Source organism: Pseudomonas fluorescens Q2-87, from assembly GCF_000281895.1.
GTDB classification, from domain to species: Bacteria; Pseudomonadota; Gammaproteobacteria; order Pseudomonadales; family Pseudomonadaceae; genus Aquipseudomonas; species Aquipseudomonas fluorescens_S.
Window position 1 is genome coordinate 564,206 of the sequence record NZ_CM001558.1, and the last position, 16,513, is coordinate 580,718.

General features: G+C 61.6%; 12 protein-coding genes. 2 read left to right on the forward strand and 10 right to left on the reverse strand.

The window, feature by feature from the left end:
- Positions 1-42: 42 nt before the first annotated feature.
- The 5 genes from PFLQ2_RS24830 to PFLQ2_RS24810 form a co-directional block, all read right to left on the reverse strand.
- The gene (locus PFLQ2_RS24830) at positions 43-2,481 is read right to left on the reverse strand and encodes a TonB-dependent siderophore receptor (protein ID WP_003177630.1); all 2,439 of its coding nucleotides are present in this window, start codon (positions 2,479-2,481) and stop codon (positions 43-45) included.
- A 233-nt stretch (positions 2,482-2,714) separates the two neighbouring features.
- Complete coding sequence (locus PFLQ2_RS24825) at positions 2,715-3,689, reverse strand: FecR domain-containing protein (protein WP_003177631.1); 975 nt, start codon at positions 3,687-3,689, stop codon at positions 2,715-2,717.
- Complete coding sequence (locus PFLQ2_RS24820; protein WP_003177632.1) at positions 3,686-4,204, reverse strand: RNA polymerase sigma factor; 519 nt, start codon at positions 4,202-4,204, stop codon at positions 3,686-3,688. Before PFLQ2_RS24820 ends, PFLQ2_RS24825 begins: the two co-directional genes overlap by 4 nt.
- Positions 4,205-4,429: 225 nt before the next feature.
- Positions 4,430-5,137 carry a 3'-5' exonuclease gene (locus tag PFLQ2_RS24815; protein ID WP_003177633.1) on the reverse strand — a complete coding sequence of 236 codons (708 nt, stop codon included), beginning with the start codon at positions 5,135-5,137 and terminating at the stop codon, positions 4,430-4,432.
- Positions 5,134-7,068, reverse strand: coding sequence for a putative nucleotidyltransferase substrate binding domain-containing protein (locus PFLQ2_RS24810; protein WP_003177634.1), 1,935 nt, complete (start codon positions 7,066-7,068; stop codon positions 5,134-5,136). The genes PFLQ2_RS24815 and PFLQ2_RS24810 overlap by 4 nt, the downstream gene beginning before the upstream one ends.
- Positions 7,069-7,326: 258 nt before the next feature.
- Between PFLQ2_RS24810 and PFLQ2_RS24805 the strand changes: the two genes are divergently transcribed.
- A complete protein-coding gene (locus PFLQ2_RS24805) occupies positions 7,327-7,773 on the forward strand; it encodes a response regulator (RefSeq protein ID WP_003177635.1) in 447 nt (148 codons plus the stop codon).
- A gap of 222 nt (positions 7,774-7,995) precedes the next feature.
- On the opposite strand, the gene PFLQ2_RS24800 is transcribed toward PFLQ2_RS24805, so the two are convergent.
- Positions 7,996-10,173, reverse strand: coding sequence for a malate synthase G (locus tag PFLQ2_RS24800; protein ID WP_003177636.1), 2,178 nt, complete (start codon positions 10,171-10,173; stop codon positions 7,996-7,998).
- A 526-nt stretch (positions 10,174-10,699) separates the two neighbouring features.
- Between PFLQ2_RS24800 and PFLQ2_RS24795 the strand changes: the two genes are divergently transcribed.
- Positions 10,700-11,218 carry a glycine cleavage system protein R gene (locus tag PFLQ2_RS24795; RefSeq protein ID WP_003177637.1) on the forward strand — a complete coding sequence of 173 codons (519 nt, stop codon included), beginning with the start codon at positions 10,700-10,702 and terminating at the stop codon, positions 11,216-11,218.
- A gap of 216 nt (positions 11,219-11,434) precedes the next feature.
- On the opposite strand, the gene rarD is transcribed toward PFLQ2_RS24795, so the two are convergent.
- The 4 genes from rarD to PFLQ2_RS24775 form a co-directional block, all read right to left on the reverse strand.
- A complete protein-coding gene (gene rarD, locus PFLQ2_RS24790) occupies positions 11,435-12,322 on the reverse strand; it encodes an EamA family transporter RarD (RefSeq protein WP_003177638.1) in 888 nt (295 codons plus the stop codon).
- 213 nt (positions 12,323-12,535) lie between these two features.
- The gene (locus PFLQ2_RS24785; RefSeq protein ID WP_003177639.1) at positions 12,536-13,510 is read right to left on the reverse strand and encodes a serine/threonine protein kinase; all 975 of its coding nucleotides are present in this window, start codon (positions 13,508-13,510) and stop codon (positions 12,536-12,538) included.
- A gap of 214 nt (positions 13,511-13,724) precedes the next feature.
- On the reverse strand, positions 13,725-15,626 hold the full coding sequence (locus PFLQ2_RS24780) for a PhoX family protein (protein ID WP_003177640.1): 1,902 nt from the start codon (positions 15,624-15,626) through the stop codon (positions 13,725-13,727).
- 66 nt (positions 15,627-15,692) lie between these two features.
- Positions 15,693-16,457 (reverse strand): TOBE domain-containing protein, encoded by a 765-nt coding sequence (locus tag PFLQ2_RS24775; protein WP_003177641.1) that lies wholly within the window; start codon positions 16,455-16,457, stop codon positions 15,693-15,695.
- Positions 16,458-16,513 lie beyond the last annotated feature (56 nt).

Here is a 16,513-nt window from a genome sequence, read left to right on the forward strand (position 1 = left end):
CGGGTACAGATGTCCTCAAAAGGTTTTGCAAATGCTAACCGTTTACCATTTGTAATTCACACTGGCGACGACGTTGCGCTGGTCGCCGTAGTAGCAATAGAAACCGTCGCAGGTGGACAGGTAGTCCTTGTTGAAAACGTTCTTCGCGTCCACCGCCACCGTGACGCCCTGGAGCGTCTTGTTCAAACGGCCCAGGTCGTAATGGGCCGAGGCGTCGTACACGGTGTATGAGCCGACATGGCCCCAATCGGTGTTGGTGGTGTTGCCGTAGGTGTCGCCGACGTATCGCACACCGGCACCCACACCGAAGCCATCCAGCGGACCGTTGTGCCAGGTGTAGTCGGCCCAGGCGGTGGCTTGGTTGCGTGGCACCTGGGCCATGCGCTTGCCTTTCTCTGCCGCGGTACCCTTGGTGATTTCGCTGTCGTTGTAGGTGTAGGAACCGATGAGCTTCAGGTTGTCGGTCACGTCGCCCGAGGCTTCCAGCTCCAGGCCGCGCACTTGAACCTCACCCACTTGGCGGGTGACGTTGTTTTCGGTCACCGAGTTGTTTTTCTGGGTCAGGTCGAACACTGCTGCTGTCAGCAAAGTCTTGGTGCCTGGAGGCTGGTACTTGATGCCGGCCTCGTACTGTTCGCCTTCGGTCGGCTTGAATGCTTCGGTGCTGGTGACAACCGAGCCTGCCGCTGCCTGGAACGACTGGGCGAAGGAAATGTAAGGCGTCACACCATTGTCGAAGACGTAGCTCAGCGCGGCGTTACCGCTGAATTTCTTGTCGCGCTGGGTGTTGGTCGCATCGTTCTGGTTGTGGAACACGGTGCCGGTGTGAATCCAATCTTCACGGCCGCCCAGGGTCAGGCGCCAGTTGTCCAAGGCGATCTGATCCTGGATATACAGGCCGGTCTGGTTGGTTTTCTGGTTGTAGTCATACATGTCGAAGAACTGGACGTTGGAGAAGTCCTGGCCGTAGCTCGGGTTATTGACGTTGCTGGTTGGCACGCCGCCCGACCCCCACCGCCAACGGGCGTTGCTGTTGGAGCGCTGGTGGTCCAGGCCCAGCAACAACGTATGGTCCAAGGCCCCGGTTTCAAAATCGGCCTGGAAGTTGTTATCCACCGCGAACTGGCTGATGTCCTCATCAACGATGCTGGCGCTGCGTTTCACGGTGCCATCGGCGCTCACGGATTCGTCCGGACCGTCCGGCCAGAACGAGCCGCCGGCGGAGATGCCCTGGAACGACAGATCGCTCTTGGTATAACGCAAGTTCTGGCGGAACTGCCAGGTGTCGTTCAAGCGATGCTCGAAGTTGTAGCCCAGTGCGTAATAGGTGCGGTCGTAGTATTCCCAATCCGGATCACCCAGGTTCTTGTGATGGGAAATCTTGCCGGCCGGCGAGGACAGCTTGGTGCCTTGCAACGGCAGGAATTGGCCGGTGATACCGGTGTCGTCGCGGGTGTACTGGGACAGGAAGGTCAGGCGGGTGTCTTCGTTGATATTCCAGGTCAGGCTCGGGGCGATGTTGTAGCGCTTGTCCGGAATGTGGTCGACCTGGGAATTGCTGTCGCGCACGGTGCCGCTGATTCGATAGAGGAACTGGCCTTCGTCATCGACCTTGCCGGTGCTGTCGAAATTGATCTGCTTGTGCTCGTAGCTGCCGGCCTGCAGTTCGACTTCGTTGCTGCTTTCGACTTGTGGGCGACGACTGACCATGTCGAGCATGCCGCCCGGTGGCGTCTGGCCGTAGACCGAAGACGCCGGGCCGCGCAGCACGGCGATGCGCTCAAGGTTCCAGGGCTCGATTTTCGGCGTGATGTAGTTGCCCCTGGGCAATGGCAGGCCATCGAGGAACTGGGTCGGCACGAAACCACGCACCAACAGCCAGTCATTACGTGAGTCCGAGCCGTAGCCGCTGCTCTGCACGCCGGCGGTGTAGCGCAGGGCGTCATTGAGGTTGAGGACGGAGCGGTCTTCCATCTGCTGGCGCGTGACCACGGAAACCGAGCGGGGCAGTTCGACGATCGGCGTATCGGTCTTGGTGCCGGCGGCAGTGCGGGTGGCGGCGTAACCTTCGGACGGGCTCCACGCGGTTTCGCTGACGCCAGCGCCGATCACGCTGGTTTCCGGCAAGGCCATCACGCCTTCCGGTACTGCCACCAGGCTGTAGGTGCCGGCGCTGCTTTGTTCCAGTTGCAGGCCGGTACCGCGCAGGGCCTGGCGCAACGCGCCCGTGGCGTCGAACTGACCTTGGACCGGCGCCGAGGTTTTACCCGAAGCCAGGGACGGGTTCAGGCTCAGGGCGAGGCCGGCCTGGCTGGCGATCTGGTTCAAGGTGCTGGCCAGTGGCGCGGCGGGTAGGTTGTAGGCGTGTACGCTGGAAGCCTGTTCGGCAGCCACCAGCGGGCTGCTGGCGAGCGGAACGGCAAAAGCAATGGCTACGGCCAATAGGCTGGGGCGCAACAGGTTGTCTAGCGGACGGGACATATGGCGGCTCCTGAATGGAAATATTTCTCAATTGCCTCAGTGCCGGACGAAAATTGAAAAGTGATAGGGCTGGATGAAAATAATTTAGATTTAGTTTTTGGATCGGCTTGGGTTTTGTTTTGTGTGGGGTGGCCTCTTCGCGAGCAAGCTCGCTCCCACACTGACCGAGCCGCCCGCAATTCCCTGTGGGAGCGAGCCTGCTCGCGAAGGCTGACTGCCTGACACAACATTGCTCAGCGCTTGGCCTCGGTCCTGGGCCCCACCACCACCCACCACCGTGTGTGATGCTCGACCTGCACTGGCAAGGTCGGCAGCAGCGCCATCAGGGCCAGGTCGGTGTCGTGCAACGGAAAGCTGCCGGTGATCCGTAAATCCGCCACTTGCGGCTCGACGCCCAGGTATCCGCGCCGATAGCGCCCCAATTCGTGAACCAGATCTTCAAGGCGCGCGTTGTCCACCACCAACATGCCGCGGGTCCAGGCATCGGCGCCGGGGTTCAAGGCAAGGGTCGGGCCGAGACCGTCGTGGCGCATCAGCACCTGTTGGCCTTCGCGCAGGATCTGCTCGGCGTCGGTCGCCTGCGGGTGTGCCGCCACCGCCGATTTCAATACGCTCAGGCGTGTGCCTTCCTCCTCGCGCTTGACCAGGAACCGCGTGCCCAGGGCACGCATGCTGCCGTCGCGAGTCTCGACGATAAAGGGACGCGGGTCGTTGTGACCGGTCTCCACAAGAATCTCGCCTTCTTGCAGGACGATGCGCCGCTGCTTGTCATCGAAGCGCACATCCAAGGCACTGTGGGTATTGAGGTTGATCAGCGTGCCGTCGGCCAAGCGCAAGGTGCGTTGCTCGCCCGTGGCGGTGCGCTGATCGGCCAGCCAGTATTCCAATGGCACGTAGCGGTCCCCGGCAAACAGCGCCAAGCCGATGACTGCAACCATAGTGGCCAGGCCGCTGCCGACCTTGCGCACCCGGCGCCTGATGCTCGCCCGCGATTGCAGCAACGCGGCCCGCGCCGGCCCGCTGGCGACGCTGAAACGCTGGTCAAGCATGCCCAGCTGCCGCCAGGCCCGGGCGTGCTCTTCATCGGCGGCGTGCCAGCGGGCGAACGCTTCACGCTCCTGGGCGCTGCCAGAGTCAAGCGATAGCTGCCAGGCAATCGCGGCCTCCAGGACGCTGGCCGAGACCGGTTTGGCGTGGGCGGGGTTCATGTGGGCTCACCGTAGAGGGCGATGTAGCACTGACGAATGCCCTGGGCCAGGTATTGCCGTACCCGCGGCACCGAGACCCCCAGGCGCTCGGCAATTTCGGCGTGGCCGAGGCCGTCGAGGCGGTTATAGAGGAAGGCTGCGCGGGCTTTGCTGGACAATTTTCCGAGCAAGCGATCGATCGCCTTGAGGTCTTCGAGGATCAGTTGCTGTTCTTCCACGGACGGCTGTTCGCTTTCAGGGATCAGCATCAGTTCGGTGAGATAAGCCTGCTCCAACGCTGCCCGACGGAAATGGTCGAACAACAACCCTTTGGCGATCGCCACCAGGAACGCGCGGGGCTCGCGGGGCGCCGTCAGTTCTTGCCGGCCGAGCAGGCGCACGAAGGTGTCCTGGCTCAGGTCTTCGGCCCGCTGTGCACACGCCACATTGCGCCGCAACCATGCCAATAGCCAACCGCGATGGTCACGGTACAACGCACCAACCAGATCACTGTGGGGGCTAGGGATTGACGACACGGAGCATCACCGACGTTTTAAGTAACGAGAATTGTTCGCGATTGTGGCAGAGGCGGGGGAAAGAAAGCAATTGGCGCTGGTCGGGCGGTGTTGCATGACGCTGTGCTCATGTGGGAGCGGGCTTGCTCGCGAAGACGGCTGCACACTCACCATCGACGCAAGCTGACCCACCGCTTTCGCGAGCAAGCCCGCTCCCACAAAAGCTCGGTATTCGTAAATTTCAGGTTAAAGCGAAGGCGCCTGCTGTCGGCGTTTCCATTGGCCCAGCCGCTGTTGCAGCTCAAGCGGGCTCTGGATTTGCTGCTGGCGCGCGCGGCTGAACAGGATCAGCGCCAGTTCGGCGGTGGCCAGGGCGTCGGCGCTGGCGTTGTGACGGTCGAAGACTTGCAGCTTGAACCAGTCGATCCACTCATCCAGGCCAGCCTTGCGCAGGTTGGCCTGGGGGCAAAGCATCGGGGCCAGGTCAGCCACGTCCAGGAACGGATGCTGCAAGCGGTAACCCAAATAATCCTTCAATGCCCGCCCGAGCATGTGAGAGTCGAACGGCGCATGGAACGCCAGCAGCGGGCTATCGCCCACAAACGCCATGAACGCCAACAGCGCCTCGGCCGGATTGCTGCCGGCGGCGATGGCGCTGGGCGCCAGGCCGTGGATCAACACACTGGGCCCCAGTTTCTGCTTGTCGCACTGCAAGGTGCGTTCGAATTGCTGGCTGAAATCGATGGCGCCGTCCTCGATGACCACTGCGCCGATGGACAGCACTTGATCCTTGTTCAGGTTCAGCCCGGTGGTTTCCAGGTCCAGCACCACCCAGCGCTGTTCCCGCAGGCTGCACTCACCCAGCGGCGTGGGCGCGGGCAGACGCTCCAGGTGCTGCTGCAAGCCGTCGGGCAGCGTCGGCTGGGCCGGGCGCAGCCAGGAAAACAGGCTCACAGCTGGTACCTCAGCGTCAGGCTGCTTTGCAGGCGTTGGGCCTGGCGCAGGGATTCGCGCAGGATACGTCGATCCAAGTGATTGAGGCTCTCGGGGTCGACGCGATTGGAATAGGGCAGGTTCTCGCGGGTCTGCAGCTGATGTTGCTGCATGCGGGTCTGCTGGATGAAGTGATAGGCCTCTTCGTAAGCCGCGCCGTCCAGGGGCTCGATCACTTCCTTGATGACCAGTTGCCGCAAACGTTCCAGGGTGTTGTTGGCTTCGATGCCATTGGCCAGCGCCAACAGGCGAGCCCCGTCGACGAAGGGCGTCAGGCCTTGCACTTTCAGGTCGAGGGTTGCCTTCTCGCCGTTCTTGCGACTCAGCACGAAATCCCTGAAGCGTCCCACCGGTGGGCGATGACGCAGCGCGTTTTCAGCCATCATGCGCTGGAACAAACGGTTATCGGCGACTTGTTCAAGAAGCTGCTGGCGCAATTGCTCACAGCCCTGTTCGTCGCCCCAGACCACTCGCAAGTCGAAATAGATGCTTGAGCCCAGCAGGTTTTCCGGCGTCGCTTCACGGATGAATGCCGCAAAGCGCCGGGCCCATTCGGCACGGGACAGGCACAGCTCGGGATTGCCGGCCATGATGTTGCCCTTGCACAAGGTGAAGCCGCACAAAGCCAGGCTCTGGTTGATCTGCTGAGCGATGGGCAACAAAACACCACGGATCTGCGCCGCATGGGCCGCGTCTCGTGCCTCGAAAATGATGCCGTTGTCCTGATCGGTGTGAAGGGTTTGCTCGCGCCGGCCTTCGCTGCCGAAACACAGCCAACTGAAGGGCACGCCCGGGTCGCCCTTGTCGGCCAGGGTCAACTCGATGACCCGGCATACGGTGTGGTCGTTGAGCAGTGTGATGATGTGGGTGATCTGGGTCGACGACGCCCCGTGGGCCAGCATGCGCTCCACCAATTGACCGATCTCGCCGCGCAGGGCCACGAGGTTTTCCACCCGTGGGGCGCTGCGGATGGTCCGGGCCAGGTGCACCAGGTCGACACGCTGCAGGGAAAACAGATCGCGCTCCGACACCACGCCACACAGGCGCTGTTCCTTGACCAGGCAGACGTGGGCGATATGACGCTCGGTCATGGCGATGGCCGCATCAAAAGCGCTGTGGTCCGGCGAGAGGAAAAAGGGTGCCTGGGTCATGTGCTCGGCAATGGCCTGGGAAAAATCCCCCGAGCCGTCGGCCACCACCTGCCGCAAGTCGCGCAGGGTAAAAATCCCCACCGGTGCTTTCTGTTCATTGACCACGACGATGCTGCCGACTTGTTGTTCATGCATCAGTTTCACGGCTTCACGCAGGGGCGTTTCGGGGCTGCAACTCACCGGGTGACGCATCGCCAGCTCACCCAATCGGGTATTGAGCGAGTACTGCGTGCCCAAGGTTTGGGCCGATTTCTGCTGAACCTGTTGGTTGACCTGGTCGAGCAGGCTGCTGACCCCGCGCAGGGCGAAGTCGCGGAAGGGGCCGGACAATGCGAACAGCTTGATGAAGGCCGGCTTGTTCAGTTGCAGGCAGAAGGTATCTTCGCCAGCCAGGTGCTCGGTGCGTGTGGCGCGCTCGCCCAGCAGCGCGGCAAGAGGGAAACATTCGCCGGTGGTGATCTCGAAGGTGGTCTCGGTGCCACCCTTGGCCGTATGGGGACGCTCGCCCACCACGCGGCCCTGCTTGACGATGTAAAAGTGTTCCACCGGGCCGTCGGCCGGTTTGATGATGCTTTCACCCGTGGCGTAGAAGCGCAGCAGGCATTGCTCCACCAGATAAGCCAAGTGGGCATTTTCCATTTGATTGAACGGGGGGAACCGCTGGAGAAATTGCAGCGTGCCCTGGATGTTTTGCAACACCGCAGTTTTTCCTGCCTGGATGAAGGCGTCCGCTTTTTTCATAACCTGCGCAGTCTTTTTCGAATTTTTGTGGTCGGATCTGTTCGCTCATGGTCGGCTCCTGAGCGCGGGGTGCCCATTGGACGTAAGTCTAGGTCGCCGCAAAGAGCCGCCACCGCGGAAAAAACCCAGGTTTGAACGTGGAAAAAACTTCATTGATTGTTCTTGGAAAAAAATCCGACGAAGTGCACATTGAAGCGCCGCAGAACGATGTCTGACCACTGTGCCAGGGGATCGATTTTATAGAACGTAGAGAGCACCATGCCCGACCACGATATTTTGAGTGACGCCGAGCGCGAGGCGCTGAGTGCCGTCATGCTGGAACCTGACCTGCTGCCACAGCGCGTCTTGATCGTCGATGACGACAAGGACGCCCGCGAGCTGCTGTCAGAGATTCTGGCGCTGGACGGTATTCACTGCATGACCGCCGCCAGCGGTGAAACAGCACTCAAGATGCTGGAAACCAAGCCTTCGATCGGCCTGCTGATCACCGATTTACGCATGGGCAATGTCGATGGCCTGGAACTGGTGCGGCTGGTGCGCGAATCCGAACGGGCCGCGCTGCCGATCATCATCGTGTCCGGCGATGCCGACGTGAAGGACGCCATCGAGGCCATGCACCTGAGCGTGGTGGACTTTTTGCTCAAGCCGATCGATACCGAGAAGCTGCTCGGGTTGGTCAAGCATGAGTTGGGGATGGATCTGTAGCCTGCATCCCATTGTGCAAGGCTGTTGTGGCGAGGGAGCTTGCTCCCGCTCGACTGCGCAGCAGTCGCAAGTCAGTCAATGAGGTTTCGGATGCTGGGGAAAGGGGGCTGCTTCGCAGCCCAGCGGGAGCAAGCTCCCTCGCCACAAAAAGCACTATTGCCCAATAAAAAAAAGCCCTGATCTTTCGATCAGGGCTTTTTGCGTTTCATCACTACCGCTCAATCACAACCCATTGGCTGCCTTGAACTCGCGACGACGACGGTGCAGCACCGGCTCGGTGTAGCCGTTAGGCTGCTTCGTGCCTTCGATCACCAGTTCGACCGCCGCCTGGAAGGCGATATTGCTGTCGAAGTCTGGCGCCAGCGGACGATATAGCGGGTCGCTGGCGTTCTGGCGGTCCACCACCGGCGCCATGCGCTTGAGGCTTTCCATAACCTGGTCCTGCGTGACGATGCCGTGGCGCAGCCAGTTGGCGATGTGCTGGCTGGAAATACGTAGCGTCGCACGGTCCTCCATCAAGCCGACGTCATTGATGTCCGGCACTTTCGAACAACCGACGCCCTGGTCGATCCAGCGCACCACATAGCCAAGGATGCCCTGGGCATTGTTGTCCAGTTCGTTCTTGATCTGCTCGGGCGTCCAGTTCGGATTGACGGCCAGCGGGATGGTCAGGATGTCGTCCACCGAAGCGCGGGTGCGCTTGGCCAGTTCGGCCTGGCGGGCGAACACGTCGACCTTGTGGTAGTGCAACGCGTGCAGCGCGGCGGCGGTGGGCGAAGGAACCCAGGCCGTATTGGCGCCGGCCAGCGGATGAGCGATTTTCTGTTCGAGCATCGCCGCCATCAAATCCGGCATGGCCCACATGCCCTTGCCGATTTGTGCGCGACCTTGCAGGCCAGTGCTCAAGCCGATGTCGACGTTCAAGTTCTCGTAGGCGCCGATCCACTTCTCGGCCTTCATGTCGGCCTTGCGCACCATCGGGCCGGCTTCCATGGAGGTGTGGATCTCATCGCCGGTACGGTCGAGGAAGCCAGTGTTGATGAACACCACGCGCTCGCTGGCGGCCTTGATGCAAGCCTTGAGGTTGACCGTGGTACGGCGCTCCTCGTCCATGATCCCGACCTTGAGGGTGTTGCGTGGCAGGTTCAACACGTCTTCGACGCGGCCGAACAGCTCGTTGGTGAACGCGGCTTCTTCCGGCCCGTGCATCTTCGGCTTGACGATGTACACCGAGCCGGTGCGGCTGTTGCGCCGGGTGGTGTTGCCGTTGAGGCTGTGGATGGCTGCCAGGCTGGTGATCAAGCCGTCGAGAATGCCTTCCGGCACTTCGTTGCCCTGCTTGTCCAAGATGGCGTCGATGGTCATCAGGTGGCCGACGTTGCGCACGAACAGCAGCGAACGGCCGTGCAGTGTCACGCTCGAACCGTCGGCTGCGGTGTATACGCGGTCGGCGTTCATGGTGCGGGTAAAGGTCTGGCCGCCCTTGGCGACTTGTTCCGAGAGGTCGCCCTTCATCAGGCCGAGCCAGTTGCGGTAGATCACCACTTTGTCATCGGCATCGACGGCGGCGACCGAGTCTTCGCAGTCCATGATGGTGGTCAGCGCGGCCTCCATCAGGATGTCTTTGACGCCGGCGGCATCGGTCTGGCCGACTGGGGTGCTGGCATCGACCTGGATTTCGAAGTGCAAGCCGTTGTGCTTCAGCAGCACCGCGCTCGGGGCCGAGGCATCGCCCTGGAAACCGATCAGTTGGGCATCGTCGCGCAGACCGCTGTTGCTGCCGCCCTTGAGGGTGACCACCAGTTTGCCGTCGACGATTTTGTAAGCGCTGGAGTCGACATGGGAGCCGGCTGCCAGGGGCGCCGCTTCATCGAGGAAGGCGCGGGCGAAGGCGATGACCTTGTCGCCGCGAACCTTGTTGTAGCCTTTGCCTTTCTCCGCACCATCGGCTTCGCTGATGGCATCGGTGCCGTACAGGGCGTCGTACAGCGAACCCCAGCGGGCGTTCGAGGCGTTGAGGGCGAAGCGGGCATTCATCACCGGCACCACCAACTGCGGGCCGGCCATGCGGGCGATCTCGTCATCGACGTTTTGGGTCGAGGCCTGGAAGTCCGCCGCTTCTGGCAGCAGGTATCCGATGTCTTGCAGGAAGGCTTTGTAAGCCACGGCGTCGTGGGCCTGGCCGGCACGGGCCTGGTGCCAGGCATCGATGCGCGCCTGGAAGTCGTCGCGTTTGGCGAGTAGGGCTTTGTTCTTCGGCGCCAGGTCGTGGATGACCTTGTCGGCACCGGCCCAGAACGCGTCGGCGGTCAGGCCGGTTCCGGGGATGGCTTCGTTATTCACGAAGTCGAACAGGACTTTGGCGACCTGCAGGCCACCGACTTGAACGTGTTCAGTCATTGCTTGCCTCACTCTGCTCAGCTATTTCGCTTTTCAGCTCTTCGATTTTGACAATGAAGCCTCGGGACATTTAAACCACAAACCCCGGAACCAGTACATGCCATCGCTGGCGGCTGGGTGGGTCCTATCACGGCGTTAAGCCTTGCTGACGGGGCTTTTCAGGGATGCGACTGCGCCTTGGCAGACATCGGTCCAACGTTATGTAGTGCGCGCTGCGGCATACTACATGATCAGTTGCGGTTGTGAAAATTAGACTAATTGCGTCGTTCCGCGACCGACTAAAGCAGTACAGTCACGACGCGGTAGCGGATGTTCTCAAAAAAACGGATCATTGTTCCAGATAAATCTAATTAATGTACACATTTACCGTGGCGAGGGAGCTTGCTCCCGCTGGAGTGCGAAGCGCTCCCCTATTTAGGGGGGCTACTGCGTAGCCCAGCGGGAGCAAGCTCCTCGCCACGAAAGCAGGGCGGTGCCGATTCATGGCTTGCCTATACTGTTTCTTCCACAACGAGAGGGCTATGCCATGGACCATCTGGTCATCACTGTTTTCGCCCCGGACCGGCCCGGGCAGGTCGAGCGCATCGCTGATTGCATCGCCGAGCACGGCGGTAACTGGCTGGAAAGTCGCATGTCGCGCCTGGCTGGGCAGTTTGCCGGGATCTTGCGCCTGAGCGCCCCGGCCGAATCCCATGAAGAGTTGATTGAAGCCTTGCAGGGGCTATCGGCCCACGGCATTCGCGTGTTGATTGCCGAAAGCGCAGTGGCAGAATCCTGCAGTTGGAAACCCATCACTATGGAATTGGTGGGTAACGATCGTCCTGGCATCGTGCGTGACATAACTCGTTTGCTGAGCGAGCAGGGCGTGAACGTCGAGCGGTTGGTGACTCATGTTCGGCCGGCACCGATGAGCAGTGAGTTGCTGTTTCACGCCGAAGCGATCCTGGGCGTGCCGTTGACTCTTTCGCTGGACACCTTGCAGGAGCGCCTGGAAACCCTGGCCGATGAATTGATGGTGGAGCTCAAGATCAGCGACGAAGCGTGACCCAGGTTATCCAAGGAAAACCATCGCCTGCCTGTGGATAACCTGTAGAGACTCCGCGCCAGCCCACGTCCGCCGGGCCTCAGCGAGCGATGATCAAAAAACATCAGTTTTCAAGGGCTTGTGCACAAACGGCGGGGATCAGGTTGTGGATAACCTTGGGAAGGATCGATGCAGGCCACGCTAGCCGTTGCCTGCAGAGGGTTGGGTGTTTTTTGATCAGCTGCGGCGGCGCATGCTGATCACCGCGTCGATGCTGTACACCGCAAGCCCGGCCCAGATAAACAGGAACGCCACCAACGTGCTGGACGACAAATGCTCGCCGAACAGCATCACGGCGAGCAGCAGCACCAGCGTCGGCGCGATGTACTGGAGAAAGCCGATGGTAGTGTAGGGTAAATGCCGTGTTGCGGCGTTGAAACACACCAACGGCACCAGCGTCACGGGGCCGGCCGCCACCAGCCACCAGGCTTCGGAAGTGGTCCAGAAAGCTGCCTGGGCACTGGTGGCCGTCGGGTTGAACAGCAACCAGGCAATGGCGATAGGCACCAGCATCCAGGTTTCCACCACCAGCCCCGGCAAAGCCTTGACCGGCGCCTGCTTGCGGATCAAGCCATAGAAACCGAAGGTCAGCGCCAACACCAGCGACACCCACGGCAGGCTGCCCACTTGCCAGACCTGCTGCGCCACGCCGACCGCCGCCAACACGACCGCCAGCCATTGCATGCGTCGCAGCCGCTCGCCCAGCAGCAGCATGCCCAACAATACGTTCACCAGCGGGTTGATGTAGTAACCCAGGCTGGCTTCGAGCATGCGTTCGTTATTCACCGCCCAGACGTAGGTCAGCCAGTTGGCGGCGATCAGCGTGCCGCTCAAGGCCAGGATCGCCAGGCGACGCGGATTGTCCCGCAGCTCGCGCCACCAGCCCGGGTGCTTCCAGACCATCAGCAACGCCGCGCCGAACAGCGCCGACCACAGCACCCGATGGATGATGATTTCCACGGAGGGCACGCTGGCGATGGCTTTGAAATAGATCGGGAACAGGCCCCAGATGATATAGGCGCTCAGGCCCAGGATGTACCCGCGACGCGGGTTGGCGGCTTGCATGCAGAGTCCTTGCTTAGGCAGCTAACAAAGGTGTGATTGTAAGGAGATTTGTCAGGTTGTGCTGCGAACCTTTGTAGGCATCTTGGCCCACCGAGGATTCATCTGTGGGAGCGGGCTTGCTCGCGAAGGCGGTGGGTCAGTCGACATGAGTTCTGAATGTCACTCCGCCTTCGCGAGCAAGCCCGCTCCCACAAGGGGCTTGCTGCAGCTTGATCAAAACAACTTCAACGGCTCTTCATTCAGCGCCGCCAATTGTTCGCGCAGCGCCAATACCTGGTCGCCCCAGTACCGTTCGCTGCCGAACCACGGGAAGCTGCGGGGGAAGGCCGGGTCATCCCAGCGCCGCGCTAGCCAGGCGCTGTAATGCATCAGGCGTAGGGCCCGCAGCGGTTCGATCAATGCCAGTTCCCGCGGGTCGAAGTCGTGGAACTCTTGATAACCGTCCATCAGTTCCGACAATTGCCCAAGGCATTCCTGACGATCACCCGCAAGCATCATCCACAAATCCTGCACCGCCGGACCCATGCGGCAATCGTCGAGGTCGACGATGTGGAACACCTCGTCGCGGCACATCATGTTGCCGGGATGGCAGTCGCCGTGCATGCGGATGTTTTTGTGGGGCGTGGCGGCGTAGACCTCCTCGACACGCTTGAGCAGGTCCCGTGCCACTGACTCGTAGGCTGGCAGCAGGCTGCGCGGTACGAAACCGCTTTCGAGCACGGTGGCAAGCGAGTCGTGGCCGAAATTTTTAACGCCCAGTGCCTCGCGATGCTCGAACGGGCGACTGGCGCCCACCGCGTGCAGGCGCCCGAGCAATTGCCCGAGGCGATAGAGCTGGTCAAGGTTGCCCGGTTCCGGCGCGCGGCCACCGCGACGGGGAAACAGCGTGAATCGAAACCCGGCATGTTCGTGCAGGCTGGCGCCGTTATGAATCAATGGCGCGACTACCGGCACTTCGCAATCGGCCAGCTCGAAGGTAAAGCGGTGCTCTTCCAGGATCGCTTCGTTGGTCCAGCGCTGCGGGCGATAGAACTTTGCAATCAGCGGCTCGGCGTCTTCGATGCCGACCTGATAGACGCGGTTCTCGTAGCTGTTGAGAGCCAGCACACGGGCGTCGCTCAGGAAACCAATGCTTTCAACGGCATCGAGCACCAGGTCGGGCGTGAGGGTTTCAAACGGATGGGACATGCTGACTCCTGCGCAGCGGCAGGGCTGCCGCGTCCGGCCCAGCATGGTAGCGCAAAGCAGACTGGATTGATTGGTGTGACTTGCACAGGACTATGTGGCGAGGGAGCTTGCTCCCGCTTGGGTGCGTAGCGCCCATAAAGATGGGGTCGCTGCACAACCCAGCGGGAGCAAGCTCCCTCGCCACAAAGTGTCATGCCCCCGGCCCAAACCAGTATCAGGCGCCGATGACCCCGCCATCTTCCCGAGTAATCACCATCACCGAAGACCGCGGCTTGCCGTTGGGCAGATGCTCGGGGAAGGTCGAACCGCCGTTTTCCCCAGGATGCTGGATCCCGACGAACAAGGCCTTCTGGTCCGGCGCGAAACTGATCCCGGTCACTTCACAACCCACCGGCCCGACCATGAAGCGGCGGATCTCACCGCTGTTGGGGTCGGCACACAGCATCTGGTTGTTGCCCATGCCGGCAAAGTCCCCGGCATTGCTGACGTCGCCGTCGGTGAGGATCCACAGCCGGCCGGCCTTGTCGAAGCCCAGGCCGTCCGGGCTGTTGAACATGTTCTGCGGGTTGATGTTGGACGAACCGGCCTTCGGCGTGCCGGCGTGTACCGTCGGGTTGCCGGCGACCACGAACAGGTCCCAGTCGAAGGTCTTGGCTGCGTGATCGTCGCGGTCGGTGCGCCAGCGCAGGATCTGGCCGTAGACGTTCTTGGCCCGGGGGTTCGGCCCGCCCACCGGCTGGCCGTCTTCGCCGCGCTTGGCGTTGTTGGTCAGGGTGCAGTAGACCTGGCCGTCTTTCGGGCTGACCACGATCCATTCCGGACGGTCCATGCGCGTGGCGCCCACGGCGCTGGCGGCCAGGCGTGCATGAATCAATATCTGCGCCTGGTCGGCGAAACCGCTGCTGGCGTCCAGGCCATTCTTGCCGTGGGTCAGCTCGATCCACTGGCCCTTGCCCTTGGGGTGGTCCGGGTTGCTGTCACCGGCGTCGAAGCGCGCCACGTACAAGGTGCCATGGTCCAAGAGGTTGCGATTGGCCTTGGCATTGCGGTGGTTGATGCGCTCGCGGCTGACGAATTTGTAGATGAATTCACCGCGTTCGTCGTCGCCCATGTACACCACGGCACGACCGTCATTGGTCTGGGCCAGCGCTGCGTTTTCATGTTTGAAACGGCCCAGGGCGGTGCGTTTGACAGGTGTGGATTCCGGATCGAACGGATCGATCTCCACCACCCAGCCGTGGCGATTGAGTTCGTTGGGGTTCTTTGCCAGGTCGAAGCGCGGGTCGAACAAATGCCAATTGATGTCGCGGCTGGTGACGGTGGCGCCGTAGCGTTTCTGCGCCTCGTCGAACTGCAGGTCGGCCTTGCTGCTGCCGAAGCAGTCGGTGAAATTTTCTTCGCAGGTCAGGTAAGTGCCCCACGGTGTCATGCCGTTGGCGCAGTTCTGAAAGGTCCCCAGCACTTTCTTGCCACTCTTGTCGGCGCTGGTTTTCAGCAGCTCGTGACCGGCCGCCGGGCCCCGCAGGCGAATCGGCGTGTTGCCGTGGATCCTGCGGTTGTAGCGCGATTGCTGGACGAACTGCCACTGGCCGCGACGACGCTCGACCTCGATCACCGACACGCCTTCACTGGCCTGGGCCTTGCGCACGTCTTCAGCTGACTGCGGCTGGCCGCCATGGGCAAAGAGGTAGCGGTAATTGGTGTATTCGTTGTTGATCGCCATCAGCGCCCGGTTGTTGTCACCGGGGAACGGGAACAGGCTCATGCCGTCGTTGTTGTCGCCGAATTGCATCTCCTGCGCGCGTGCCGTGCCGTTGCCGCTGGGGTCGAACGCCGGTGCGTTTTTTTGCAGCGGCTGGCCCCAACTGATCAGCACCGAGGATTTATAACCTGGCGGCAGCGTGAGGGTGTCGGTCGTGGCGGCGGCGATGCCGTCGAAGCCCAGCAGCCTGCTGTTGCCCTCGCTCACGGCGGCGGCCAGCACGCTGCGACTCAGCAGGTTGCCGCCGAGGAACATCGCCGCGCCGCACAGGGCGCCGGCGCTGATGAATCCACGGCGGCTCAGGCCGACGATTTTTTCCAGGTCGGTGGATTGGTTTTCTTCTAATAGGCTCATCTCAGGCTCCCTGCAGGTTTTGGCAGTCACCATAAAGCGGGTCGATGAAACTATTGTTGCAGCGCGCTACAGCGGCGTGCCGAGCAGCACATTCGTGGGGGAAAACTCCACTTGCACCGCCGAACCGTCGCGCAGTTTTCGTTCGCGCAGTTCAAGCGGGTCCGCCAGGGCGCACAGCGTCTGGCCATTGGGCAGGCCGATACGCACTTCGCTGGGGCCATTTTCGGCGGCGCAGACTTGCTCGATCGTTCCTCGCAGCGAATTGATGGCCGATCTTGCCGACGGTTCGGCGGGGTGCAACTCCAGCCAGCCGGCCTTGATCAGTGCCACCACTTCGGTACCGATGGTCAGTTCCAGGCGCACGGTGCTGTCGTGGGTGATCTGGGCTTCGATGATCAAGCCCCGAGCCAGCTCCAGGCGTACCCGGTCGTTGTGTCCCTGTGCCTCGATGGCGAGGATTTTGCCGTGCAATTGATTGCGCGCGCTGGTGCGCAGCATGAGGCGGCCTAGCAGGCCCAGGTCATTGGCATCTTCACTGGCCTCCAGCAGCTGGGCCTGCAAGGTTTGCAAGCGTTGATACAGGCGCAGGACGCGTTGCCCTTCTTCCGACAGCTTGGCGCCGCCACCCCCCTTGCCGCCGACGCTGCGCTCCACCAAGGGTTGGTCCGCCAGGTTGTTCAACTCATCGATGGCATCCCAAGCGGCCTTATAGCTCAAGCCCGCGCTCTTGGCGGCGCGAGTGATGGAGCCCTGTTCGGCGATGTGCTGCAACAGGGCGATGCGTTGTGGACGCCGGACGATGTGTTGGGTCAGGAGCGTGGGCAATGACATGACGGACAACTGCGGCAAGGGACGATGAGCGGACGTTGGCGCCTTGGACGCGGCGC

Coding starts and splice junctions, on each gene's coding strand:
- PFLQ2_RS24830 (WP_003177630.1), bottom strand. CDS start 2,481: ATGTCCCGTCCGCTAGACAACCTGTTGCGCCCCAGCCTATTGGCCGTA.
- PFLQ2_RS24825 (WP_003177631.1), bottom strand. CDS start 3,689: ATGAACCCCGCCCACGCCAAACCGGTCTCGGCCAGCGTCCTGGAGGCC.
- PFLQ2_RS24810 (WP_003177634.1), bottom strand. CDS start 7,068: ATGAAAAAAGCGGACGCCTTCATCCAGGCAGGAAAAACTGCGGTGTTG.
- PFLQ2_RS24805 (WP_003177635.1), top strand. CDS start 7,327: ATGCCCGACCACGATATTTTGAGTGACGCCGAGCGCGAGGCGCTGAGT.
- PFLQ2_RS24800 (WP_003177636.1), bottom strand. CDS start 10,173: ATGACTGAACACGTTCAAGTCGGTGGCCTGCAGGTCGCCAAAGTCCTG.
- PFLQ2_RS24795 (WP_003177637.1), top strand. CDS start 10,700: ATGGACCATCTGGTCATCACTGTTTTCGCCCCGGACCGGCCCGGGCAG.
- rarD (WP_003177638.1), bottom strand. CDS start 12,322: ATGCAAGCCGCCAACCCGCGTCGCGGGTACATCCTGGGCCTGAGCGCC.
- PFLQ2_RS24785 (WP_003177639.1), bottom strand. CDS start 13,510: ATGTCCCATCCGTTTGAAACCCTCACGCCCGACCTGGTGCTCGATGCC.
- PFLQ2_RS24780 (WP_003177640.1), bottom strand. CDS start 15,626: ATGAGCCTATTAGAAGAAAACCAATCCACCGACCTGGAAAAAATCGTC.
- PFLQ2_RS24775 (WP_003177641.1), bottom strand. CDS start 16,457: ATGTCATTGCCCACGCTCCTGACCCAACACATCGTCCGGCGTCCACAA.